The sequence below is a fragment of the Marinospirillum sp. genome, assembly GCF_014859565.1.
In genome coordinates, this window is sequence record NZ_JACUUA010000039.1 from 1 (window position 1) to 23963 (window position 23963).

23 protein-coding genes and 1 pseudogene are annotated in these 23963 nt (G+C 52.2%); 10 read left to right on the plus strand and 14 right to left on the minus strand.

The window, feature by feature from the left end; translation table 11 throughout:
* The 4 genes and pseudogenes from IBX50_RS07365 to IBX50_RS07380 form a co-directional block, all read right to left on the minus strand.
* Nucleotides 1-381, minus strand: a pseudogene (locus IBX50_RS07365) (RNA-guided endonuclease TnpB family protein); the annotation flags it as partial.
* 106 nt (nt 382-487) lie between these two features.
* Entirely contained in the window at nt 488-1231 is a 744-nt protein-coding gene (locus tag IBX50_RS07370; RefSeq protein WP_292254633.1) for an outer membrane lipoprotein-sorting protein, read from the minus strand.
* Nucleotides 1224-2441, minus strand: coding sequence for an FtsX-like permease family protein (locus IBX50_RS07375; protein ID WP_292254635.1), 1218 nt, complete (start codon nt 2439-2441; stop codon nt 1224-1226). Before IBX50_RS07375 ends, IBX50_RS07370 begins: the two co-directional genes overlap by 8 nt.
* Entirely contained in the window at nt 2438-3121 is a 684-nt protein-coding gene (locus IBX50_RS07380) for an ABC transporter ATP-binding protein (RefSeq protein WP_292254637.1), read from the minus strand. The genes IBX50_RS07375 and IBX50_RS07380 overlap by 4 nt, the downstream gene beginning before the upstream one ends.
* A 205-nt stretch (nt 3122-3326) precedes the next feature.
* Between IBX50_RS07380 and IBX50_RS07385 the strand changes: the two genes are divergently transcribed.
* From IBX50_RS07385 to IBX50_RS07400, 4 genes are all read left to right on the plus strand, one after another.
* On the plus strand, nt 3327-4271 hold the full coding sequence (locus IBX50_RS07385; RefSeq protein WP_292254638.1) for a bifunctional helix-turn-helix transcriptional regulator/GNAT family N-acetyltransferase: 945 nt from the start codon (nt 3327-3329) through the stop codon (nt 4269-4271).
* Between the two features lie 120 nt (nt 4272-4391).
* Nucleotides 4392-5417: a hypothetical protein gene (locus tag IBX50_RS07390; RefSeq protein ID WP_292254639.1), complete on the plus strand. Its 1026-nt coding sequence runs from the start codon at nt 4392-4394 to the stop codon at nt 5415-5417.
* Nucleotides 5418-5436: 19 nt separating this feature from the next.
* Nucleotides 5437-6507, plus strand: a complete 1071-nt coding sequence (locus tag IBX50_RS07395) for a histidine kinase (RefSeq protein ID WP_292254640.1) — start codon at nt 5437-5439, stop codon at nt 6505-6507.
* Complete coding sequence (locus tag IBX50_RS07400; protein ID WP_292254642.1) at nt 6504-7307, plus strand: LytTR family DNA-binding domain-containing protein; 804 nt, start codon at nt 6504-6506, stop codon at nt 7305-7307. Before IBX50_RS07395 ends, IBX50_RS07400 begins: the two co-directional genes overlap by 4 nt.
* Here IBX50_RS07400 and IBX50_RS07405 read toward each other — a convergent pair.
* The 6 genes from IBX50_RS07405 to IBX50_RS07430 are packed head-to-tail and all read right to left on the minus strand — an operon-like array spanning nt 7294 to nt 12965.
* Complete coding sequence (locus IBX50_RS07405) at nt 7294-7836, minus strand: YaeQ family protein (RefSeq protein WP_292254643.1); 543 nt, start codon at nt 7834-7836, stop codon at nt 7294-7296. The two genes, IBX50_RS07400 and IBX50_RS07405, sit on opposite strands and share 14 nt — an antisense overlap.
* Before the next feature lie 15 nt (nt 7837-7851).
* A complete protein-coding gene (locus tag IBX50_RS07410; RefSeq protein WP_292254644.1) occupies nt 7852-9003 on the minus strand; it encodes a hypothetical protein in 1152 nt (383 codons plus the stop codon).
* A complete protein-coding gene (locus IBX50_RS07415; protein ID WP_292254646.1) occupies nt 9000-9704 on the minus strand; it encodes an ABC transporter ATP-binding protein in 705 nt (234 codons plus the stop codon). Before IBX50_RS07415 ends, IBX50_RS07410 begins: the two co-directional genes overlap by 4 nt.
* 24 nt (nt 9705-9728) lie before the next feature.
* On the minus strand, nt 9729-10949 hold the full coding sequence (locus IBX50_RS07420; RefSeq protein WP_292254648.1) for an FtsX-like permease family protein: 1221 nt from the start codon (nt 10947-10949) through the stop codon (nt 9729-9731).
* Between the two features lie 4 nt (nt 10950-10953).
* Complete coding sequence (locus IBX50_RS07425) at nt 10954-12192, minus strand: FtsX-like permease family protein (RefSeq protein ID WP_292254650.1); 1239 nt, start codon at nt 12190-12192, stop codon at nt 10954-10956.
* Nucleotides 12192-12965: an outer membrane lipoprotein-sorting protein gene (locus IBX50_RS07430; RefSeq protein ID WP_292254651.1), complete on the minus strand. Its 774-nt coding sequence runs from the start codon at nt 12963-12965 to the stop codon at nt 12192-12194. Before IBX50_RS07430 ends, IBX50_RS07425 begins: the two co-directional genes overlap by 1 nt.
* Nucleotides 12966-13125: 160 nt before the next feature.
* Between IBX50_RS07430 and IBX50_RS07435 the strand changes: the two genes are divergently transcribed.
* The 3 genes from IBX50_RS07435 (at nt 13126) to IBX50_RS07445 (ending at nt 16167) form a co-directional block, all read left to right on the plus strand.
* The gene (locus tag IBX50_RS07435; RefSeq protein ID WP_292254652.1) at nt 13126-14049 is read left to right on the plus strand and encodes a DMT family transporter; all 924 of its coding nucleotides are present in this window, start codon (nt 13126-13128) and stop codon (nt 14047-14049) included.
* Nucleotides 14050-14148: 99 nt separating this feature from the next.
* Nucleotides 14149-15678, plus strand: coding sequence for a cache domain-containing protein (locus tag IBX50_RS07440; RefSeq protein ID WP_292254653.1), 1530 nt, complete (start codon nt 14149-14151; stop codon nt 15676-15678).
* Nucleotides 15679-15699: 21 nt separating this feature from the next.
* Nucleotides 15700-16167, plus strand: coding sequence for an NAD(P)H-dependent oxidoreductase (locus tag IBX50_RS07445; RefSeq protein WP_292254654.1), 468 nt, complete (start codon nt 15700-15702; stop codon nt 16165-16167).
* Nucleotides 16168-16185: 18 nt separating this feature from the next.
* On the opposite strand, the gene IBX50_RS07450 is transcribed toward IBX50_RS07445, so the two are convergent.
* Nucleotides 16186-17400 carry an HD-GYP domain-containing protein gene (locus tag IBX50_RS07450; RefSeq protein WP_292254655.1) on the minus strand — a complete coding sequence of 405 codons (1215 nt, stop codon included), beginning with the start codon at nt 17398-17400 and terminating at the stop codon, nt 16186-16188.
* A gap of 116 nt (nt 17401-17516) precedes the next feature.
* Nucleotides 17517-17918, minus strand: coding sequence for an ArsC/Spx/MgsR family protein (locus IBX50_RS07455; protein ID WP_292254656.1), 402 nt, complete (start codon nt 17916-17918; stop codon nt 17517-17519).
* Nucleotides 17919-18031: 113 nt separating this feature from the next.
* On the opposite strand from IBX50_RS07455, the gene IBX50_RS07460 reads away from it, so the two are divergent.
* From IBX50_RS07460 to IBX50_RS07470, 3 genes are all read left to right on the plus strand, one after another.
* Entirely contained in the window at nt 18032-18409 is a 378-nt protein-coding gene (locus IBX50_RS07460) for a YchJ family metal-binding protein (RefSeq protein ID WP_292254658.1), read from the plus strand.
* 106 nt (nt 18410-18515) lie between these two features.
* Nucleotides 18516-19925 carry a nodulation protein NfeD gene (locus IBX50_RS07465; protein ID WP_292254660.1) on the plus strand — a complete coding sequence of 470 codons (1410 nt, stop codon included), beginning with the start codon at nt 18516-18518 and terminating at the stop codon, nt 19923-19925.
* Nucleotides 19926-19944: 19 nt separating this feature from the next.
* Nucleotides 19945-20712: a slipin family protein gene (locus IBX50_RS07470; RefSeq protein WP_292254661.1), complete on the plus strand. Its 768-nt coding sequence runs from the start codon at nt 19945-19947 to the stop codon at nt 20710-20712.
* Between the two features lie 25 nt (nt 20713-20737).
* Here IBX50_RS07470 and IBX50_RS07475 read toward each other — a convergent pair whose 3' ends face one another.
* A complete protein-coding gene (locus tag IBX50_RS07475) occupies nt 20738-22411 on the minus strand; it encodes a bifunctional diguanylate cyclase/phosphodiesterase (protein ID WP_292254662.1) in 1674 nt (557 codons plus the stop codon).
* 104 nt (nt 22412-22515) lie between these two features.
* Nucleotides 22516-23919, minus strand: coding sequence for a diguanylate cyclase (locus IBX50_RS07480; RefSeq protein ID WP_292254663.1), 1404 nt, complete (start codon nt 23917-23919; stop codon nt 22516-22518).
* Nucleotides 23920-23963 lie beyond the last annotated feature (44 nt).

Here is a 23963-nt window from a genome sequence, read left to right on the forward strand (position 1 = left end):
GCCGTTGTAATAAACCTGCCCGTTTTTCCACTTCGCCATGCCTGTATTGATTGGGATCCAGCCGAGTGAACGGTGCACACCGCCTGATTTGCGCCAGTTCAAGCGATTCTTTTTGAACTGCTTGCGGCGGGTGGCGTACTCCGCACCAACCTTCTGAACCGTATGGCTATGCAGCCCGATTTCTTTATGAGCGCCTTGGGTGTACTTCTGAAGATCGTAGGCAGACAAAAACACACCGCGCTCCTTGATAGAACGGTGACTGAGTTCGTTGATATAGTTCCAAACAAAGTTGACCGATCTTGCCATTTGGTTCAGCAAAGGGCGGTGCTTGTCTCGAACACGAACTTTTAAGGTCTTGGTGTGTTTTGCCTGTACTTTCATCCAGCTTAATTTATCAGCAGCCAGTGCAACTCACAACCCAAGGCATCTGCCGATGCCGCGCTATCCTTCCCCGCACTAAAAGTACGGGGCTTGTCGCGCATTTTGGTCACATTGATGTTTCCCGCACCAGAAAGGCCGGATTAAACCAGCGATCCGGTATTTCCACTGACTCAGAAGACAGATAACGGATCAGGGTGTACTGGTCTTTCTGGATACGATCCACCAGTTTCATGCCTGCCAGCGCCTTACGACCATCCACCTGATCCAATTCAAATTCTGCTTCTTTTGCCAGTCGCCCAGATTGTAGGTAAAACGCCGCGGTCTGCGGATGCAAACTGCTGGCATCCACTTGCAGCTCAACCCGTGCATAGGTCACACCTTTGCGCCCAGCCTCCAGCTGCAGGTGGAGGGTTTCACCGATCCGCTCACTGAAGGTAACGGTATAATCATCCTGCCAGCGCAGTGATGAAATATCCCCGCTGGATGCCTCGCCCAGCAGTTTTTGCATGGGTGTGATTCGCAGCGGGCGGCGACTGGATGGCAGGAACAACCAATACTGGTCATCCAGCATCAACATCTTCTGACCTGCCTCGGCACTGCTGCGAAACAGCACCAAGGAACGCCGATCACTGCCTACATACACTTCATAAAAGCGCTGACTGTCCAGATTACCCTGCTTGTACAGACTGATTTCGGTCATCACCCGGAAATCACCTGTTTCTCCACCCAGACGCAGCTCATCCATAATCTGCAGTGGATCAGTCGCAGCACCAACCAAGGGAATCATTCCCAGCAACCCGACCAGCAGCAAACCGGCCATGAATGTGCGTATTCTTTTCTGTTCAGACATGATTCAGTGCCTCCACAACCGGTTTGCGAACACCTCGAAAGGTTGCCAGAGCACTGGATACAACCGCCAGCAGTGTCACACTCAGGCTGCTGAGCAATGCCAGCTGTGCTGACCAGTAGATGTACAGCGGATAACCTTCTGTCTGACCGGGGGGTGGCGGCATCATTACCTCACCCTGATAAAGGGAAAAGCTGAGTGCTCCGGCCAGCAACAAACCCAGCAGGCTACCCAGCAGGCCGATCAATCCAGCCTCCAGCACAAACAGCCCCAGAATCTCGCGCTGCCGTGTACCCATGGCCGCCAGTGTTCCTATCTCACGGGTGCGCTCCATCACACTCATGGACGCCGTATTGAAGATGGCAAACACTACCATCACCAGCAGAATCACACTCATCACACCAAAGATGCGGTTATAGAGATTGCGTACACTCTGGTAAAACACAGCACGATCTTCCCATGAGGTAACACCCAGCGCTGGATAACGCTGCTGCAGCTCTTGGAAATACCATTGATCCTCCGAAAAGTCCTGCAGATACACTCCCAGCTGGCTGACCTTATCGGTCACCAGCAATTGCTGGGCGCTGTCCAGATGCACCAGCACCAACCTGGCATCCAGCTCTGGAATGCCGGTGCTGACGATGCCGCGCACATCCACATCCAGCGCATTCAGCACACCTTCTGCTGTTGTACCCAGCAGGGTCAGGCCGGTACCCGGCACCGCATTCAGTGACTCGGCAAGGCGTTTGCCCAGCAACACTTCCGGAAATGCTTCAGGGTTCTGCTGCAGACTCAACAAACTCCCTTGCTGTAATTGCATTTGAGATCCCTGCAGCTGAAACACCTCTGGCTCCACCCCTTGTCCCATAAAAATGGTGGACTTTTCACCATTACTGATCAGGCCTTCAAAGTTAATACGTGCCACGGTGCGTCGAATACCAGCATCCCTCTGCAAGTCTGCCTGTAAGGTCTGTACATCGGCCAACCCCAACTCAAGGGTAAGATTTTCCTCGCGCTGAAAATACTCAGGATGACTGAGGATCACCTGCCCCTCCTGACGCATACTGGATTCTTTCAGAGACTCATAGGTGTAAAGCGCAAAACCACTCAGCGTCATCATGCCCAGCACCGCCACCGCCGTCAGCAACAGCGTGGCTAGAGTGCGACGGCGATTGCGCCCAAGGTTTTTCCACGCCAGCAGCAACCATTTCATGACACACCTCCTGCTTGCAGACACCCCTGATGCAGGTGATAAATCCGGTCACACCAAGGTTTCAGGCGATCATCATGGGTGGCAATCACCAGCGCACAGCCATACTCCTGCCCCAGACTTTTCATCAGCTGTGCCACCGTCAGCGCGGTGTTTTCATCCAAACTGGCGGTAGGTTCATCAGCCACCAGCAACTGCGGACGTTTCACCAATGCACGCGCCAGTGCCACCCGCTGGCGTTGACCACCAGACAAGGCATCCGGACGTTTATCGGCAAACTCAGCCACACCCACCGCCTGCAAGGCTTCCTGCACCTGCTGACGAATGCGGGTTGCCGAATCACCACGCAACCACAGCGGATAAGCCACATTGTCCGCAGCACTCATCACCGGAATCAGGTTAAAGGTCTGGAATACAAAACCGATGGCCTGGCGACGCTGCTCCGTCAGCTTGCCACGATGACTGAAATCCACCACCTGCCCCTGCCAGCGATACTCACCGGCATCCGGCGCATCAATCAGTCCGCAGATGTTCAGCAAAGTACTTTTACCACTGCCAGACGGCCCCACCAGTCCGGTCATTTCACCGGCCTGCAGGGTCAAATCCACATCCTGCAACACAGGTTGTATCACCTGTCCCAGCCGATAGGATTTTTTCAGGCCACTCAACTCAATCAGGTTCATGGCAAATCCTCCACTCTCTTTTGCGTTTTCATGCTCCGGTTCCTCTGCGTTTATTTCATCAGCAGCATAAGAACCACTTCCGGGCTGTGTATCAGGCAAGTGACCAGTGGTGCTATTTACGGATGAACGGCACCGAGAATATACTTGACCAAGTCAACCATTATGATTAAATCAGTCAACTACTGATGAGCAGAGGGCATCCAGCATGAATACCCATTCCCTGCAACACCAAGTTGAAGGTGTGCGCCGCTTCAATCGTTTTTACACCGGCATACTGGGCATGCTGGATGAAGGCTTACTCGGCAGCGCCTACTCACTGACTGAAGTGCGGGTACTCTATGAATTGGGGCAAGATCAGGAACAGACCGCCGCCACACTCTGCCAACGCCTGAAACTGGATGCCGGTTACCTGAGTCGCATGATCCGGCGACTGGATGACGAGGAACTGTTGGAACGAAGCACATCCCGCCATGATGCCCGCCGTAAGTTCCTGCAACTCACACCCGCCGGGAAAAAACTGCTAGATGAACTTCAGGAACTTTCCAATCAGGCCGTCACCCATCTGCTGCAGCCACTGGATGACGAACAAAGAATACAACTGACCCACTCCATGCAGCGCGTGGAACAATTGCTGCATAAAACAACCGGAACAGAACAAGCCTTTCAGGCACCCATCCTGTTGCGGTCACACCAACCGGGCGACATGGGTTGGGTGGTCTGGCGTCACGGCATGTATTACGCCCGTGAGTTCGGCTGGAATGAGGAATTTGAAGCCCTGGTCGCCCGTCTGACGGCTGACTTCATCCAGCAACTCAAACCCAGCTGGGAACGCTGCTGGATTGCCGAACAGGATGGTCACAATGTCGGCTGTATTTTTCTGACTCAGGAAGATCCGATCACTGCAAGGCTCCGTATGCTTTATCTGGAACCGAATGTTCGTGGTACCGGGTTGGGTAAACGACTGGTGACCGAATGCGTGGAAACCGCGCGCAAGCTTGGTTACTGGCAAATGCGCCTGTGGACCAATGCCAGACTGAATGCAGCACGCAACCTTTATCAACAGCAGGGATTCAGAAAAGTGGGAGAAGAAACCACCCTCAGTTTCGGAAAAATGGAGACCCACGAACACTGGGAACTGAAATTCGGTTGATTCTGACCACTTATTCCACCCTGACACCGCTTGTCACATCAGCCTGCCTCAACAACCGACTTGCACAACACTCCATTCAGGTCACCGGTATCGGTGGCATTCACTCTGAATGGAGGTGTCATGAGTCTGCTGCGAATCCTGTCTGGTGTTCTGGTGCTGCTGCCCCTGCAACTGGCGGCAGCCAGTCCGGCATCATCCACCCTGAACTGGCGAATCGAAAGTGAGCTGCAAGCCAGCCATTCCCGCTGGGGAGAGATTAACCAGCCGGAACTGGAGCAGCCTGCTGCACGTCAATGGGATGCTTACTTGCGAGGCAGCTTCGGCAGTCAGGGATGGTTCACGGATGTTCGTCTGCAACAGGATGCAAAAGACTCGGACAGCAACTGGCAGCTGCAGGTGGATGAGCTTTATCATGAGTTCACTCTACCAATGGGCGAACAACCCTTGGAAATGACCTTCGGAGCCAAAACCCTGCACTGGGATTATGGTTTTCTGGCAATGCCATTGAACTGGCTCGGGCCAACCGACGGACGGCGTGAAACTCGGCATCAGGCGGATCCCTTGCTGCTGGCTGAGTACTATGCAGGTATGACTCTGCTTCAAAGTGGCTGCGCTTGGATTGAAGCGGCGGAAGATTCACGGGAAGACTGGCAATCCCTCTGCCTGTTGCGTATGCAGGGATTTGCAGGAGCAGCAGAGTGGCAGTGGTTGATTGGGCAGGACAGCCACACACGTGCAGGAGCTGGCCTAGCGATGACCCTGACAGATGCTGTTGGTGTTTATCTATCCAGCAGCTGGCAGGATGTAGAAACAGATGCCTGGCAAACCCTGGTCGGAATCAACTGGAGCGGTGCCAAGCATTTGGAAGTGCGTGCAGAATACCTGAATGCAGCAACCGACCAAATGCTGCTGCGTAGCCAGTGGACACCGGATGACTGGACTCTGACTGCCGGACTGGTGTGGGTGGATCGCCCCCAAGCCATCTATCAACTGGAACTGGCTCTAGGTTATCAACTGAGTGATCCAGCTTATCTAGAGCTGGCGGGGTATTTTAATACTTCCCGTGGCCCAATAGGAGTGGTCGACCTAGATCAACAACTGCTGTTACGACTGATATTCACCACCGGCGGCCAGCTACAACGCTGAAGCCCGAGAGAAAACACCCATGACCCAAAGCCGAATGCTCCCCTGCACCCAACCCCTGTGGCGAGAGGTATTGCAGAACCTCACCTTTACCAGCTTGTCTTGTCTGCTGATTGGCCTGCTACTCGGTCAACTAAGTCCACTGGATTATGGTCAGGGTATTCGTATTTCACTGGCTTACGGCATCAGTATTACTCTGTTGTCTAACCTATCCATGCGCTACTGGCCTGATCAGCCTGGCTGGCTGACGGGTGGAGCCTCTTTATTGTTCGGGCTGGTATTCGGTACCTGGATTACCATGTGGGAAATTCACGGTGAACCCTTCCCTGCTGCGCTGCTGGAGGAACCCGGCCAGTTGCTGGCTAACTTTCTGATTGGTACAGCGTTTAGCCTGACGGTCTGCTCTTTTTTCTACATGCATTATCAGAATCAGCAACTACGCACCGAACAAGCTGAAAAAGAAAAAAACCTGCTACAAAGCCAGTTACGCATCCTGCAAAGCCAACTGGAACCTCACTTCCTGTTTAACACCTTAGCCAATGTTCAGGCACTGATAGATTCAAGGCCGGATGCCGCCCGCCAGATGTTGCAATCCCTGACTGCCCTGTTGCGAGCCAACCTCTCACAGGTGCGTTCAGAAACCAGCAACTTGGAACAAGAACTGGAGTTGATCCGTGCTTACCTGAATATTCAGCAGATTCGTATGGGAGAACGCCTACAGTGGCAAATTGAATGCCCGGTTGCCTTGTTAAAATGGGCACTGCCACCCCTGCTGCTGCAACCGCTGGTAGAAAATGCCATACGCCACGGGCTGGAGCCAAAACCTGAAGGTGGTCACCTGATCCTATCTGTTGAAGCATTTGATCAGGGCATCACTATCACTCTGGAGGATTCAGGACAGGGTTTTCAAGCCGATCAACAACCATCAACAGCAGATCAGGGATTGGGGTTAAACACCCTGCGCCAGCGCCTGCTGCTGTTTTACGGCGATCAGGCACGATTGGACATCACCCTGCCGGTTAAAGGCGGTAGCCGGATCACCCTGCTCCTACCACAAACAACCCAGCCTGCGACCGAGGAGCAACCATCATGAAACTCACCTGTCTGCTGGCCGATGATGAACCGGTACTGCGTTACCATCTGCAAAAACAACTGGAAGACCTGTGGCCGGAGCTGGATGAAATCATCAGTGCCGCCAATGGTGATGAAGCTTGGACTTTGATACAAGAATTACGCCCGCAGGTGGTGTTTCTGGACATACGTATGCCGGGGCTGAATGGACTGGAGGTGGCTGCCAAAATGCAACAGGCAGGGCTAACAGCTAACTGCCGAGTGGTGTTCCTGACCGCCTACGACCAGTACGCGCTGGAAGCCTTTGAACGGGAAGCCATGGACTATCTGTTAAAACCAGTGGACGAAAAACGCCTGTTAAAATGTATCAACCGCCTACAACAGCAACTGCAACAAACCCGGCCACAACTGGTGGATCTGCAACAACTGCAACAACTACTGCACCCGATGGATAACAACCTGTCAGGCACCACACTGACCACAACAGCCACACGATCCCCATTAAAATGGTTAAATGCCTTAAAAGGTGAAGACATCCATGTCATTGATATTGATCGAGTGCTGGTGTTTCAGGCCGAAGACAAGTACACCCGGATTATCACCACAGACGGTGATTACTTGATCCGCACCTCATTAAAACAGCTGGAACAACAACTGAACCCGGATCAGTTCCGACGCATCCATCGCAGCAGCCTAATCCAGTTATCTGCCATCGAAAAAATCACTCGCAGCCTCACCGGGCAGTGGTTAGTCACACTGCGTGGTATCCAAAAACCCCTGCAAATCAGTCGTCGTTTTGCTGATCAGTTCAAACAACACTAAGGCGATTCAGTTCCACCTGCACACTGGTGCCACCATCCGACAACCAGATCTGGCCTTCGTTGATGGTGCACTGCAGCTGCATGGAGCGGCCACATAAACCAGCCAGTGCCTGAGCATCCTGCTCCGGGACTTCCCAGAGTTCCAGGTTATCAAACCGCTTTAATTCCTTGGCATTCTGCTGTAACCAGATGGGTACTGCCCGACCACCATAAGCATACAGCTTGACCCGCTCAGCGCGCTGACAGGCTTTACGCAGCCATTTTTCATCCGGCTGCCCAAAGGCTACCCAGAGTTCAATACCCCCGTGCAGGTTTTTTTCACTCAGCTCCGGCTCCCCTTCATCACTCAGGTTGCTGGAAAACTGCAATTGCTCAGAGGCATTGAGTGCAAAAGCCAGCAAACGCACCATCAGGCGCTGTTCAGTTTCGGATGGATGCTGTGCCAAAGTCAGGCTGTGATCCTGATAATAATGCCGATCCATATCGGCAATCTGCAGCTGGGCTTTCACCACGCTGGAACGTTGAGCCATTCGGGAAGTTCCTGATTAAAAATTCCATTGTATCGAAGTCGCCAGCAAACTGCCTGCTTGCTGAAGGTCGGATCTGCCACCGGGTAACTGAAACTGCGCCTGGGTATTCCAGTCCAGATCCGGTAAAAGGGAAAAACGCAGCGCGGGTGCCAGAAACATGGCCTGCTCATCCAGATATACCAGACTGGTAAGGCTTACATCCAGCAAAGGGTTGACGCTGTAAGCCAGCTGACTGGCAAGCTGCCAGCGGGTAAGGGAAGGGTTGTCGGCACTGGGCTGAAAAGCCTGTTGCTGCTGCTGGCTAGCCTGTTCATTCCAGAGCAGCTCCAGCACAGCAAACAATCCATTGCTGAACATGTAATCCAGTGAAACAGCCATCACACCGGAATGAGGATAATCACCACCAGCATCCGCTGCCCGATCCCGGAACCACATGGCTTCTCCTTTAAAACCGGCTTCACCCAGATTACTGGCCCAGCCGCCGCCCAGTGCAAAACGCTCACGATAACGTCCGGCTATCAGCTGTATATCTGCTGTCTGCCAGTTAAAGGTGATCAAACCGGCCAGCACGGATGAATCCGGATCAGCCGAACGACTGGCAGCCAACTCCCAGTGACCAGTGGCTCCCAGTGAGTGCTGCAGACGCAACGCATCACTGCCGGGTCGTTCTGGATAATCAAAGGCATACACCGAATAAATATTAAACAGATCGTTGGGGTTGCTGATCAGGTTCACACCCCAGTTGATACGCTGCCGACCTGCACGCAGATTCCAGTCGGGCTGCTGCCACTCCACAAACAACCGATCCGTGTTGTAGTGCAGCAGCTGCTGATCGGTTTCCACCAGACTGGCTGAAAGATTAAAATAACCGGGGTCTTCACTGAGGCTGCTGATGTAACCCGGCATTTTTTGCACCAGATCACCGGCAAAATACCGAGTTCGCATTTGCCAGGTAACATTCACTGTTTCGCTGGCATACCAGCGCAGATTCAGTCGATTCTGCGCCCGGTAATCCCACCAGCCCTGTTGTTCACCGGTCTGCGGATCGTCCAGCTGCAGACACACCGGCATCACCTGCCAATAACCACCCATCTCCAGGTTTTCCGCCTGAATAGCCCCACCCTGCCAGCACACCAGCAGCAATAACAGACACAGCCGCTGTTTCATGCCAGGTGTGGCTCCGGCTGCTGAATCTGATCACTTTCAACGGCACCATCCACCAGACGGATCACCCTTCTCGCCCGGTTGATCACCCGCTGGTCATGGGTGGAAAAAATAAAGGTCATGCGATGCTCCCTATTCATCTTTTCCATGATATCCAGCAGTTTCATCGCCGACTGGCTGTCCAGGTTGGCGGTGGGTTCATCCGCCAGAATAAAACGCGGTCGGGATGCCAGTGCCCTTGCCACTGCAACCCGCTGTTGCTGACCACCGGACAGCTCTTTCGGGCGTGCATTCAGTCGATCCCCCAACCCCACCTCGGTTAATAACTCTTGTACCCGTTGATCAATTTCCTGACACGGGCGTTTTTGCAGCAACAGGATAAAGGCCACATTCTCTGCCGCAGTAAAAACCGGAATCAGGTTATAAGCCTGAAAAATAAAACCGATATGCTGCAAACGAAAGTCAATCAGCTCACTGTCACCCATCTGAGCCAGGGACACACCATCGACCACCACCTCACCACTGGTGGGTGTATCCAGCCCACCCAGAAGATTCAGCAGGGTGGTTTTACCGGAGCCGGAAGGTCCGACCAGACTGGTGAACTCACCTTCTTCAATACTCAACTCAACATTCCGCAGTGCATAAACCGGCACCGTTTTTGGATTGTAGATCCGGGTTAATCCCCGCGTGGTGATGATTGCCATCTGACTACCTCATAAAAATCAGCTTTAGCTGCGTACTGCTTCCGCCGGTTTCAGCTGCAGGGCTTTATAAGCGGGATAAAGGGCAGCCAGCAGCGCTGTCAGCACTACCAGCAATGCAATACCGGTTAGCTCCTGCAGACTGATCACCGGCACCACCAGTGAGTCATAACCAAACTCTGCCATTGCGGCACCACCAATAGCTTCCAGATTAATACCTTCCCGCCCCAGCCAGTGGATGCTTAACAAGCCCAGCAGCACCGCCAGAAAAGCACCTGTTAGTGTCAGCAGCAGGGACTCCAGGGTGATCAGTATAAAAATCCGTCGTTTGTTCATACCAATCGCCAGCAACATACCCAGTTCCCGGGTACGCTCAAACGTTGCCATCAGCAAGGTATTCAGCAAACCAAAAGCCAGCGCCAGCAGGATAATTCCCATCACTATCCAGGTCATCAGGCTGCCCATATCACTGATGTATCTTAGCTCTGGTGACAGTTCAAACCAGGTTTGTGCTTGTTGCCCTTCAAATAGCCGGTTCAGCTCCTCGGCCAGAAGTGTCGCCTGATCCTGTTGCTGCATCACTACGGCCACCTCATGCAACAACAGCTGATCAGACAAATAGGTATTCAACACCGAGCGGGGTACAAATACCTGCCGCTCCTCCAACCCGGTGGACAGGGCTTCAAACACCCCAACAATATTAAAAGCGGCTGAAACCAGCTCTTGTTCAGCATCCTGAAAAGTCAGCACCACCCGGTTACCCACTCCAACCTTAAGCTTTTCACTCAAGGCCTGACCCATCAATAATGGATTATGCAGGGTGGTATCAAGATACTGCCCCTCAGTCAGGCTCTCTTGCAGGCGGCTGGTCTGCTGCTCGGCTTCTGGCTCCACTCCGCGTAGCTGAACACCGGCACTGGTCACCGGAGATTGGATCATGCCATCCACCAGGGTGCGGGGGGCAAAAGCCTGAATCCCTGACTGCTGTTGCAGGTAATACAAGAGTTTCTGAGGTTCCGGCAGCGTCATCCAGTTTTCTCGCTCCACCAGAAACTGCGGATGATGCAGTTGCAGGTGAGAAATCTCTCGCTCAATCAGTTTTTCAAAACGCTGCACCAGCATACCGTTGGTCATGGCCACCAGCAGGATTCCCGCCCATAACCCCAGTAGTATTGCAGCCAGTAATACACCACTGCGGGCAGGGCTACGCCAGATATTACGCCAGGCCAATTGCAGCAGTATCAACATCAAATTAACTCCGGGATGCAGCCAGAATATCCAGCCGCATCACTCGTAACAGCGGATAAAGGCCAATCAACAAGGCCAGCATAAAAATCACCAACCCCTGAGTGTAAAAAATATCCAACTCGGCAGAAAAACTAAGCATCGGTTCCAGCCCCATACCAAATTCCTCCACCAAATCGGCCATATCACCCGACAGAGGGATCGGATTAAAATAAAACCAGTAAATCAGCGGCACACCCAGCAGAAAGCCGCCCACCACACCCAGCAGGCAGATCAGCAGGGTCTCCAGAAACAACACCAGACCCAGCTGCCAGCGCTGCATTCCCAATGACAAGAGCACACCAAATTCACGATTACGCTCCAGTGTCATCATCAGCACTGTGCCAAACAACCCAAAACCGATCACCATATATAAAATACCGAGCATAAAAACCTGCTGAGCATTATCAAAGCGTATTGCTTCCAGTAATTCCGGTAACAACTCCCGCCAGGTTTCCACCCGATAGAGTGAAACATCCAGCTGAGCACGCAGAACTTGTGCCAGCGGATCAATCAGGCTCACTTCAGCCGGGGTAATCAGCAAAGAGGTCAGCTGCCCCTCAGCAGACAAGAGGTACTGGGCATCCGGCAACGATAGATACACCAGCTGGTTATCCAGCTCTCGTAACGGATGGCGAATCAGACCGGCCACCTCAAACAAACCCGATGCGGTCATGCTGTAACGCCCCTGCCCCAGCAATACCAGCTCATCCCCTGCAGACAGCTGTAACCGGCGCGCCAGACCTTCACTCAACACGACTCGTCCATCACCCGGCTGAAAAAACTCACCGGCGACCAGTCGCTGCTGCAGGCCGTTCAGTTGTTGTTCAGCCGCCGCATCCACACCCAGCACCAAGGCCCCGCGCACCTGTTGTTCACCCCCGGCCAGCATGAAGGTTTCCAGACGGGGTACCAGAAAACTGTCTTGTGGTAGCTGTTGTTGCAGTTGTGCCTGCAGATCTGCAGTAAAAGCCAGACTGTTATCCAGCGAGGCTTCATCCTTATAGTGCCAATCCTGCAGCTGCATAAAACCCGTGTGAAACCGCGCCATATTGTCAATCATCTGGTTATGGACACCACGATTCAGCGAACCCACAAACAGCGACAACAACACTGCAAAACTGACCGAACTGACCGAACTGACAGTGATCAGGGTGCGGCGATGATTACGCCACAAGTTGCGCCATGCCAGCGAAAGATAAAACATCAACGCACTCGCTGCATGTTCTGGCGGGTAAAGAAGGATGCATCCAGTGGTGGATCGAACTCTACGGTGAGATAACGCATCAGGGTGTGGTGATCTGGCTTGTCTGCCGGTGTCATCTTCATCAGGGTCGGCAATAGACGCCCACCCATCGGCTGGATATCACTGAGCTCCATCGTATTGGCAAGCTGATTCGACTGGTCATCGTTTTCAATGCGTAACTGCAAATAATGCTGCTGGCTGATCCACATACGCACCCGCCCCCAGACAATGGCCGTGTCCGGCTTTGGAGTCAGCTCCAGCACCCAGACTTTGTGACCCTCATAAATTTCTTCACGCAGTATTTGATGTTCATAATCATCAATCACCGAGCTTTCGCGCACCAGATCATCATTGGTGAAATCAGAACCCATCCAGGACTGGGACATCATCGAAGGTGGCATCTTGATGGTGCGATCAATATTGGGCACATAATTCCAGATTTCCCGCTCCCGCTTGAGAAACACCGTTCCCTGATCTCTGGCCGGAGCAGTGATCAGTGTCAGCGAAAAATCATCACCCATTGACCAGCTTTTTAACTGCACCTCGCGGCTATAACGTGGACGCACAATACTCATGGACATCTCAAAATAACTGGCATCACCCCGCATGGTGGCTTCCATGCGTGCCAGAATCTCCCGTGCATTCAGAGTCTGTGCAGCGCTTGATCCACTGCTTAGCAACAAGGCAAACAACAGGCCAGTAATCACCCCAGCGGATCTGAATAAAGTAATCATAAAAATGCTCGTTATAACCATGAAATATTTAATAAATATACTACCCCAGTCACCTGTAAACTTCTAACTTCGGTTTTTAATCCTTGCCTTTAATTTTTAACCTCCCGGTCAGATTGCTGGAGTATAATCGGCCACCCACTGTTTGATCCGAGCGTCCGACTTGAACATCCGTATCTCTCCGCTGCAAGCCCATCTTGCCCTGCTGCTGGCCATGGTGATCTGGGGCAGCTCTTTTACTCTGCTGAAAATCACCATTGATGTGATGCCCGCCATGCAAGTGATGTTTTTTCGTATGCTGGCCGGCAGTGTGCTGTTGCTGTTTTTTGTGCGCTGGTGGCTGCGTGGTGTGAACTACCAAAAGGGTGACTGGAAGTGGCTACTGCTGATGGCTGCTTTTGAGCCTTGCCTGTATTTTCTATTTGAAGGCTTGGCACTCAAATACACCAGTGCCAGCCAAGCCGGATTGATTACCAGCATCCTGCCACTGATGATTGCCGCTGGTGCCTGGTTATTCCTGAAAGAACAGATCAAAAAACGCCAGTGGTTCGGCTTCATGCTGGCGGTTGCTGGTGTGATTTGGATGTCTGCCTACAGTGAGGTATCCAGCAGCGCCCCCAACCCGGCACTGGGCAACTTTCTGGAAGTGCTGGCAATGATGTCCGCCGTGGGTTATACCCTGCTGGTCAAAAAACTCACCAGCCGTTATAACCCAGTATTCCTGACTGCTTTTCAAACCTTTGTGGGTGCGGTGTTCTTTCTACCACTGGCGCTCAGTCAACCGCTGCCAGAACAGGTGGAACCACAGGTCATCTGGGGGATTGTTTACCTGGGTGTGGTGGTCAGTCTGGGAGCTTATGGTCTTTACAACATCGCTCTCAGCCGCTTGTCTGCCACCGTAACCGGTGCCTATATCAACCTGATTCCAGTATTTGCACTGCTGGTTGCCTTGCTGGTGTTAAAAGACACCATCAACCTGCAACAGTGGTTGGCGGTGCTGGTCATTTTTACCGGCATTGGCATCAGTCAGTATCAACAACCTGTTCGGGGTGCAGAAACACCCTTGCCTCCGGCACCTCACGCCTGACATACCCCAGACCAATGTATCACTTTGTAAAGCCAGTTTAACTCTGTAAACTTTACGGCCATACTGCAGGTAAAGTTTTAAGCAACCAAGGAGTCTGGCGTGCATCCCAACAGGTTTCAGCTGGGCTTCAATTACAAGTTATTGTTGATCTACCTTTCCGTGGTTATTGCCAGCCTGCTGCTGGTTGCACACGCGTTATTCACACTGCACCAAAGCCTGCTGGATGATCGCAGAGATCATATCCGCCATCTGGTAGAGAACAATCTTACCCTGCTGGAACACTACCGCAAACAAACCGAAACCGGACAACTGACCGAAGCGGAAGCACAACTTCAGGCCATGAATGCCATCCGTAATCTGCGTTATGAACACTCAGGTTATTTCTGGATTAATGATCTGGAGACCCGCATTCTGGTGCATCCGATCTTCCCAAACCTGGAAGGTGAACTGCAGCTGGATTACCACGACAGTCACGGTCAGCCGATATTCCGTACCTTTGTGCGCACCGCCCGGCAAACAGGCTCAGGTTATGTGCACTACCACTGGCCTAAACCCGGTGGTGATGAACCGGTGGAAAAACTCTCCTACATTGAGCTTTATGAACCCTGGGGCTGGGTACTCGGCAGTGGTATTTATCTGGACGACATCCAGACCATCTTCCGGCGAGAAGCCTGGGGTTACGGTGCCACACTGACATTCCTGCTGGTGATGATCAGTGGACTGGTCTGGAGTATTCTGCGGGTCGATGCCCGTGCTTTTCATTCCAACAAACTCATGGCCACCGCACTGGAAGCCTGCGCGGATGCGATTGTCATCACCGACAAGGAAACCCGCATCATCTGGGCCAACTCTGCTTACGAGCGCCTGACCGGCTACGCCCTAAAAGACACCAGGGGCAAAACCCCCGCCGACACCACCCGATCCGGCCAACAGTCCAAAGCCTTTTACCAGCAGATGTGGCGACGCTTGAACCGTGGAGAACACTGGACAGGTGAACTGGTTAACCGGCATCGTAAAGGTCATTTATATTATGAACAAATGACCATCACACCGGTGTTGAACAAGCTGGGGCGTACTGTTAACTACATTGCGGTAAAACAGGATATCTCTGATCGTAAACAAGCACAGTTAGAGCTGGAAGAACGTGCCTCGCGGGATAGCCTGACCAATCTGCCCAACCGCCGTACCTTTATGGAACACCTTAGCACCACACTGGCAATGCAACACCCGCACAAGGGTGTACTGATGATGATGGATCTGGATCATTTCAAAAGCATCAATGACGAACACGGCCACCTGTGTGGTGACCGTGTGCTGATGGATTTTGCTGAAATCCTGCAGGCTGATCTGAAAGAAGGGGAACAGATCGGACGTTTGGGTGGTGAAGAGTTTGCACTGTTATCACCGCTGCAAACAATCAAGGAAGGCAAAAGCCGAGCAGAAGAAATCTGTCAACTGTTGTATCGGCATGTCACCCACTACGATGGCAAAGAGCTGCGGGTATCTGTCAGTATTGGACTCACATCCATCAGCACTGCAGACACCGACCCGGCCAGCGTGATTGACCGGGCAGATCGAGCGCTTTATGAAGCCAAATGTGCTGGACGTAACTGTGTACGCTGCCTGTAACCCTGACACAGAGGACTGGATATGACTGCCAAACAGTTACTGATTGTGGCTCATGCACCGTCACCCAACACACAAAAACTGGTGGATGCGCTGCTGAAAGGTGCTCAACACCCGGATATTGAAGGAGTCAGCACCCGCTGGATTCCGCCACTGCAAACCCAGCCAGATGATGTACTGCAGGCAGATGCCATTATCCTGGGCACCACCGAAAACCTGGGTTACATGAGTGGTGCATTAAAAGACTTTTTTGATCGCTGTTATTACCCGCTGCTGGAAAAAAAGCAGGGGTTGCCCTGCGCACTTTTTATCCGGGCTGGACTGGATGGCACCGGCACTCGCCGAGCGGTAGAAAGCATCATTACTGGGCTGCGCTGGAAGTGGATACAGAAACCACTGACGTTTAAAGGTGAGTGGCAGGAGGATTTTCTGCAACAAGCTGAAGAACTGGGGCTGTCCGTAGCAGCCGGGCTGGAAGCGGGTATTTATTGATCCGGCAGTAGCCAAAAATCAGATAAAATCCATAATCTTGACATTGATATCCAGCCTGGACGGCTCAAGCGCCCGCACAATGCTGTAATTGTCATCGGCAGAAGCCAGATCCACATCCTCCACCGGCAAGTAATTGCGATATTTTAAGTCATAAATCACCCGCACCCTGGGTTTGGCCTGCTGCACTTTATTCGGCTCCACCACAATGCCCAGATGATCATTTTTTAACTGCACCAGTGTACCCACCGGATAAATACTCATGGCACGAATAAACTGGTACACCAGCTTGCGATCCAGATGGTCATCACTCCACTCCACCAGCCGCTTCATAGCCACTGTAGGAGCCATACCCTGGTGATAACAACGGTCTGCAGTAATGGCATCATACACATCACACACCGCTGACATACGCCCGTACAGGCTGATGGCATCACCCCCCAATCCACGCGGATAACCGCTGCTGTCGAGGCGCTCATGGTGATGGGCACAGATGTTACGTACGGTGGAGTCCACAGCAATCTGCTGCAGATAGGCCTCACCATAAGTCACATGGCGTTTCATTTCTTCCCACTCCTCGGCCTCTAACTTGCCGGGTTTGTGTAAGACTTCATCTGGCACCTGCACCTTACCGATATCATGCAACATGCCACCCACCGCCAGCTTGCGAATGGTGCCCACATCAAACCCCATGGATTTGGCAAGAATACTCAGCAGCACGCCCACATTCAGGGAATGCTCCATCAGGTAGGCATCCTTGTTACGAATGCGGGATAAACAGGCCAGGGCGTTTTCGTTACGAAACACTGAATCCACCAGCCCTTCTGCTACCGATTCCACTTCCGCCACATCGATGTGGGCACCTTCACGCACCCGATCCATCACATCATCCAGTAACCCCAGCGCCTGGGAATGAATGCGCTCGGCACGGGTGCGTTCATCTTCAAGGGAAACAGACGGGGAAGCCACGCCGGATTGCTCCTGCTGGCGAAAATTACGCTGCCCGATTTCATCCCGGTTGAATGCAGATGATTGACTGGGCAAGTCCGACACATCAATACCACGATCAGTATCAATGGTGACAAAATCTATGCCCCGCTGGCGGATTTTGCCGATGGTTTCTGCCCGCAGAATCAGGCCGGATTTGGTGCGGTTCTGTTCAGGAATCCATTCCGCATTCTGCTCGGAAATAAACATTCCCACCTGAATCTGATCAACCGGAATCACCTTGAGCATACATAAAGTCCCGTTACCTGATGTTCAGGTATTGTCTCAGGGATTTAATGAATGCGGAATGACTATTCCATACAATAAAATGAACAGAGTATTCCGTTAATTTTTTTGTATCAGAACTATTTGTGAGAATTCGGACAAGCCTGCAAATCCGTGTCATCTTCCGGCTGATCCAGCCCGATCCAGGCACGCACCTTATCAGGATCAAAACCGGCCATATAACCACCCGCAGCTTGCATCAAAGGACGCCGGATCAACAAAGGATCTTGCTGCATCAGTAACAGCGCCTCACTTTCGGTCAATTTATCCGGTACCACTTCGCCCTGCTTGATACGCGGTGCAGCCGGGTTGAACCACTGCAACAACGGCAGATCACCAAAAAACAGCCTCAAACGCTCCACTGTCCAGGGTTCAGTCAACAGATTACAGGCCACTACTTCATGACCGGAGGCCTGCAACAACTGCTTCTGACGGGTATTGTTGATGCAGCCGGGTTTTTCAAAAAAGACAAGGTGAACCATCAGGCAAAACTCCTGTTAACAAGGGATTACCCAACAAGCAGCAAGAAACATTCCATCCGCGGGATTAGTGCTGGATGATACAATCGCCCACAATCAACATGGAGCCACAATTGATGAATAACCCCGCCAAACCCTGCCCCTGTGGCAGCGGCAAAAACTACCAGCAATGTTGCCAACCCCTGCACCAGGGCGAAGTCGCCCGCACCCCGGAACAGCTGATGCGATCCCGTTATGCTGCCTATGTACTGCAGCGGGCAGATTATCTGCAAGACACCTGGCACCCGGATACCCGCCCAAAAACACTGAACCTCACTGACAACCCCGACTGGCAACAGCTGGAGGTTTTATCATCCAGCCAGCAAGGCACCCGAGGACAGGTTCACTTTAAAGCCTGGTACACCACACCCCGCGGTTTGGAGTGCCTGGAAGAACAGTCTGGCTTTATCAAACAAAAAGGCCGCTGGTATTACCATAGCGGGCTGATCTCTTAACCGATCCTGATATCATCAACTCTGGATGATTTGTTGTGCAGATAAACTCTTTAGCCTCTGCTAACCTGTAAATGTAATGTAAAGCAGTGAAGAGGGGCACTCGTCGATGAAGGCTCGTAACTATCGATTCCCGACCCGAACCACTCTGACCAGGCTCTGGTTCGGGCTTTTCCTGCTCGGCCTGTTATTAGCCATAAGTAACCTCACCATAAATGCACTGGCACAGAACACAACCACTCCAGCATCAAATCAGGGTCTGATCCTGACTGTGGATGGAGCCATTGGTCCAGCCACCATGGACTACCTGATTCGGGGTCTGCAACGCGCCGCAGATGAAAAAATGGGTATTGTTGTCATTCAGATGGACACACCCGGTGGCCTGATGGAGTCCATGCGACAAATCATCAAGGAAATACTCCACTCTGATGTGCCTGTTGCCACCTACGTAAGCCCTTCCGGTTCCCGTGCTGCCAGTGCAGGCACCTTTATCATGTATGGCAGCCACATCGCCGCCATGGCACCAGCCACCAACCTTGGCTCAGCTACACCGGTGCAAATGGGCGGTCTGCCCGGTGTGAGTGATGAGGATAACGAGCCAGAAAGTGGCAACACTGCCATGGAACGCAAGGTGCTGGAAGACTCCGTGGCCTACATTCATGGTCTTGCCGAGCGTCACGGTCGTAATGCGGACTGGGCCGAACGGGCAGTGCGTGAAGCGGTGAATCTGGGTGCACATGAGGCACTGGAGAAAAATGTCATAGATGTGGTCGCCACAGACATCAGCGACCTGCTACAACAAATAAATGGCCGCACTGTCACCATGTCCACAGGTGAACACACGCTCAGCACCGCCAATATGACACTGACCCGGGTTGAACCCAACTGGCGTACCCGATTGCTGGGTGTTATTACCAATCCCAACGTTGCCTATTTTCTGATGATTATCGGTTTTTACGGCATCATTTTTGAGTTATCCAGCCCCGGCAGTCTTTTCCCCGGCGTGATTGGTGCCATCTGCCTGCTGTTGGCGCTGTTTGCTTTCCAGATTCTCAGTGTCAACTATGCCGGACTGGCACTGATTCTGTTCGGACTGATATTGATCGTCAGTGAAGCCTTCTTGCCCAGTTTTGGCATACTGGGTATAGGCGGGATCATCGCTTTTGTGGCCGGTTCCATTATCCTGATGGATGGCTCCCACCAGGCCATTTCCATTCCCACCATCGGGGGTATTGCTGTTATTGCTGGCAGCTTCCTGCTGTGGGCGTTGACACGTTTTATTACCCTGCGCCGAAACCCTTCTGTCAGCGGTCTTGACACCATGAAAGATGCTCCTGCACTGGCCGTTGAAGATTTTCATCCCACCGAGGACAGCGAGTTCGAAGGGCACATCCATATCAGTGGTGAGCGATGGAATGCCCTGTCTGCAACCCCCATACAACAAGGTCAGGCAGTGCAGGTCGAACACATCAAAGGCCTGACCGCTCATGTATCTGCAATTGAACACCCACACTCTTGAAGACTAAAGGAGATACATCATGAACATTGATTGGCTCTCATACGTCACCCCAATCGTTTTTCTGCTGATCATACTTGCATCCGCAATTCGTATTCTGCCGGAGTACCAGCGCGGTGTGGTCTTCTTTCTCGGACGCTTCCAGGGTGTCAAAGGCCCTGGTTTGATCCTTATTATTCCCGGTTTGCAACAACTGGTACGCGTTGATCTGCGTGTGGTTGCACTGGATGTTCCCAGTCAGGATGTGATCTCAAAAGACAACGTCACTGTGCACGTTAATGCTGTCCTCTACTTCCGGGTAGTCGACCCCGAACGTGCCATTATCCGTGTTGAGAATTACGGCGAAGCCACCAGTCAACTGGCACAAACCACACTGAGGTCTGTGCTCGGTAAACACGATCTGGATGAAATGCTCTCCGAGCGCGACAAACTTAATGCAGATATTCAGGAGATTCTGGATACCCAGACCGAAGAATGGGGTGTGAAGGTTGCCAACGTTGAAATCAAACATGTTGACCTCAACGAGAGCATGATCCGTGCTATCGCCCGTCAGGCCGAAGCTGAACGGGAAAGACGAGCCAAGGTGATTCATGCGGAAGGTGAACTCCAGGCCTCGAAGAAACTTGTAGAAGCGGCTGGGATCATGGCCAGTGAACCCGGCGCCATGCAGTTGCGATATCTGCAGACCCTGTCCGACATGAGCACCGGCAACACCTCTACCGTTGTTTTTCCGCTGCCGCTGGAAATGATAGAGGGCCTGATCAGAGGAAAGCAGAAACCTAACGGTTAACACTCAGGGGGGTAACCTGTATGAGTTACAGGCCACCCCAGCAGGCGTAACGTCCATTACATTGCTGGTACCAACGAGTATATTCGTCGGCAGGCAAGGGTTTGGACATCAGATAACCCTGTGCCAGGTCACACCCCAGACCAGACAGAAAGTCGTAGACTTCCAGGGTTTCCACACCTTCGGCTATCGCCTGAATGCCCATTTTATGCGCCAGGGTAATGGCAGCCTCCAGAATATGAGCCGCGCCTGCATCCCCTGGAAGGCGACGCACAAAGCATTGGTCGATCTTGAGCAGGGAAATGGGCAGGCGATGCAGGTATTGCAATGAAGAATATCCGGTTCCAAAGTCATCAATCGATATTATGATTTTAAGATCATCCAGCCGCATCAGTTCATCCAGCGTGCGCTGCATGTCCAGCATCAAGGCACCTTCGGTGACTTCCAGTTCCAACGTTTCACCTTTTAACCCATAGTGATCCAGCATTTCCCGTACCTTGTCGGAAAAACCCGGTTGCAACAGGTTGCGGGTGGAAACATTAACCGCAATGGGCAGGTGGATACCTGCCGCTTGCCAGGCCAGCTGTTGCTGCATGGCCTGATCCAGAGCAAATTCGGTAATCCGATTAATCAGGGTGCTCTGCTCAGCACGGGGAATAAAGGCTCCCGGCGGGATATTGCCTCGGGTGGGATGATTCCAACGCATCAGGGCTTCAACACTATGAACCTCACTGCTGGGAATATGGATTTTTGGCTGATAATGCATGGAAACCTGCCCCGAGCTGAGTGCACTTTTCAACTCACCCAGCAGGGTCACATTTTCACGGGCAGCAGAAAGAATGTCCGGTGAATAAATCACGCTGTCCTGTACCTTCTCCTGAGCAACAACCAGAGCTGCTTCGGCACGCTGGAGATAGGTTTCCGAGCTTTCATCCAGTTCATTCAACTCCACACAGCCCATCCGGGTATCCAGGTGAACATAAATATTTTTATACTGGAAGGGTTCATTCAGATCTTCTGCAAGACCGTAAAGGACAGCGTTTAATTTTCGCTCATCCTCTTTAATTAATAGGGTCAGCTGCTCGGTACCGGTTCGGTACACTTCCTGAGCCTGCAGGCGTCGCCTCAGTTTTTTATCCATCTGAATCACGGCTTCTACAATAACGCCATAACCAAAGGAAGACTTCAGCTCAACGCCGTTTTCAAAAGAAATCACCACCAGAAACAGCACATCACCATTCTTTTTCTCGTGGGACAACTCTGTCAGGCGTCGAAACAACGCCAGTCGATTGGGCAGGCCACTTTCTGAGTCCTGCTCAGACAACCACTTCAGGTAATGGATATAAGATCTCGCCCCATCACTGACCAGACCACTGAGAAAACCGATCAAGGTGAAAAACCCTGTTCGATAAAGCCAGTTTTTAGTTGCCTGCATCTCATTGGCTGCCACATCAATCGGCATCATGGGACCCAATGCCAATCCGCCCAACATCCCGGCCAGCAGACCGCCTTTCCAGCCAAAAATCAGACCAGACAACACAATGGGAACATACATGGAATGGGAGTAGACATACTTGATGCCACCAGTGGTATAAACCAGCAGGGTCACACCAACAATCAAAAGTAACAGCAAGGGCAAGGTTGAAAGGGGAATCAAACGTTTATGATAATCCAGCACTTCAAACATCCAGACTTTGTTCATTTGCCCCTCCCAGTCAAATACAGACTCCAGACTTCTTCCTGTTTCTGACTATAGATACCAGCATTACAAAACAAAAAAAACAAGTCTCAAGTGCCCGGTTACTTTCAGCATTCCTGAGCGCGCTCCTGCTTGTTTTGATACATCGCCTGATCCGCAAGGTTCAAAAGCTGATCCATGTCGGTTGCATCTATCGGATAAATGGCATAACCCAGACTGATGCCGGGGTTGATTGTTGTACCCTGGCTTAAAAGAACCGGCTGCAACACCTTGTCGAATACTTGCTGGCAAAAATTTTCGGCGGCCTGATGATTCTGGGTATCCGGCAGTAAAATAACAAACTCATCACCCCCCACACGAGCCAGAGTGCCACCAGGAATCATACAAACCTGCAGCCGCTGTGCCAGAGTCATCAGAACTTCATCACCAGCCTGATGCCCCCAGGTATCATTAATCTGTTTGAATTTATCCAGATCAGCCACAACCACAGTAAAACCAGTGTTCTGAAGATCGGCTTGCTGCTGAACCTTTTTAAAGCTCTGGTTCAGTCGTTTACGGTTAGCCAGCCCAGTCAGGGCATCATGATGAGCCTGATGCTCCATCAGCTGATGGTTCTTCTGCAGCTCTTGATTGGCTTGCTCCAGCGCTTCGGTTCTTTCCACCACTCGCATTTCCAGGTAGCGCTCCTTTTCCTCCAGTGCTTCCACCATTTCCTGTCGCAGCCGGATCGCTTGCGCCTGAGCTTCATCCCTGGCTTTTTGAATCCCGTTGATACGATCCGCCAGTGCCAGTGCCAGCAACAACATCTCCAATGCAGACCCGATCAGCAAGGCATTGGAGGTCAGAAAATTGGAAGGCAACACACCCAGGTTATGCAGGGAAATCACCAGCACACCGGTTAACAACGCCACCCAGGCCAGTACAAAATAACGCGCACCGGGTTGCCGGTGATACAGGCTCACCGCCCCCATCAATAAAGCAGCCAGCACAAACACCAGAGAAAGCAGGTTAACCGCCACGGCAGCCAGATAATAAGACCAGAACAAGGCGGTCAGAAAAACCAGCGCATAACCCCCACTGATCAGCGGCATCAACCAGCCCAAGCGCAAACGCCGTGGTGTACTGCCCAGAAAACCCTGCACAAAAAGGGCACCAAAAAAGCCAGCCAGAGAGACACCACCGGTCGGCGAAAGGTTGGTTAAATAGGCATTATCCGGCCAGAGAAACTGTCCGGAAAAACCGGCCAGCCCGGCCTGCCCCACCGCCAGTGTACTGATGAAGGCCACATAAGTGAGGTACAGCGGATCACGCAGGGACAAAAAGAGAAAAAGGTTATAAACCAGCAGTGCTACCAACAAGCCGTAATAGGCACTGAGCAGTGAATAACTGAGCTGATCCTGCTGCCAGAGCGTAACCGGTGCGCTGAGTGTACCTTCGGAAACCACGCGCAGATAAAGGGTGTAGTGGCTTGCTGGTTGCAGCGACACATCAAAAACATGATGACCCCGCATTATTCATGAGGCTGTGAATCAGCCTCTCCGAACCGCTGTTTGAC